Annotated in this window: 2 protein-coding genes; both read left to right on the top strand. The window is 39.9% G+C overall.

The window, feature by feature from the left end; all coding sequences use genetic code 11:
• Positions 1-1,133 (top strand): site-specific integrase (locus AWU77_RS20425; RefSeq protein ID WP_193747474.1); only part of this gene is annotated, 1,133 nt, incomplete at its 5' end.
• The coding region (locus AWU77_RS20640) for a hypothetical protein (RefSeq protein ID WP_238582287.1) at positions 1,120-1,348 on the top strand (229 nt) is incomplete at its 3' end. The genes AWU77_RS20425 and AWU77_RS20640, both read left to right, overlap by 14 nt.

The raw sequence follows: 1,348 nt of genomic DNA, 5'->3' as shown, positions 1-1,348 counted from the left end.
GTGAACTGTCCGAAGTTGGCGGAGGGGATCACATTGCCGAAAGAACCAGAGCGCGCCCAACCTATCGTTATTGCGAATTTCTCCACAATGAAATAAAACGCGGAAATATAAAAACAAGAACTGCCAAGCGGAGAATGAATAGCATACAAAACTTTTATCGCTGGTTAGCTGAGGACGGCCATCAATTCAGTCATGCTTTATGGCTAGAGAATGAAGCGGTAATAAAATATAAAAATTCTTATGGGTTTATGAAAAATAAACACATTCAACTCACTGACCTTTCTCAATCATTTAAAGTTTCAAGAAGCACCGATGACTACAGCGAGTACATTGATGATGGCGGGAAATTAAGGCCACTCAATGAGCAGGAGCAAACCCTATTAATTCAAGCCCTAAAAAATATTGGCAACATAGAAATGTTATTGGCATTTTTGCTCTCACTCACTACCGGAGCACGCTTACAAACAGTTTTTACAACAAGAAAAGAAAACTTCAGCACCCCACCAAATGAAACATCGCCATCTTTAAGGCTGAAAATTGGCTCTGGCACGCTAATCAATACCAAATATCAAAAGCAGATGGTACTCGTCATTCCTAAATGGCTGCATAAAAAGCTCTATATTTACCTGAAATCAAAACGCTATATATCCCGCGCAACAAGATCAAGCCATGTGTATGAAGATGAAGGAAAGCAATACGCATTCTTAACCAAAGCCGGACAACCTTACTACATGGCGCAAAACGACGAGTTTGCGCAACTTTATCGTAACCCTCCTCGCGGGAATGCTGTAACTCAATTTATACGGCAGCAATTGATGCCAGAGATAACTCAACTAGGCAATAAATTTAAACTCAGGTTTCACGATCTGCGTGCCACCTTTGGAATGAATCTTCTACAGCAGCAATTGCAAAAATACAAGCTAGGTGGAAGCGCGATCGAAAATCAGCCCGAATTTTTCAAATTATTGATGTATGTAAAAGAACGCATGGGGCATAGCCATTTGAAAACAACAGAGGCCTATCTCAATTATCGGCAAAAATACAAATTAGCAATTAACGTGCAAGCTGAATACGAGGCTTATATTGAGAGCTTAACTAATACTTTCTTCGGTGAAAATAATGAGCTGGATTGAGAATAAAACAATAGCATATGACATAGATGACCTGCCTTTTGATAATGCTGGCAACCTAACAATAGAGGACATATCCAAGGTTGCATTAAAAATGGATGGATCAACCTACCCAATTGACATTGGATCTTTTTGCTATGTAGAAAGAGATAAGCCATATAGAAACACAACAAACTCAAGTTGCGCCATGATCCCCTCCGCCAACTTCGGACAGTTCA

This window comes from Cellvibrio sp. OA-2007 (assembly GCF_000953825.1).
Classification (GTDB): domain Bacteria; phylum Pseudomonadota; class Gammaproteobacteria; order Pseudomonadales; family Cellvibrionaceae; genus Cellvibrio.
This window is presented reverse-complemented; position numbering and strand designations above follow the sequence as displayed.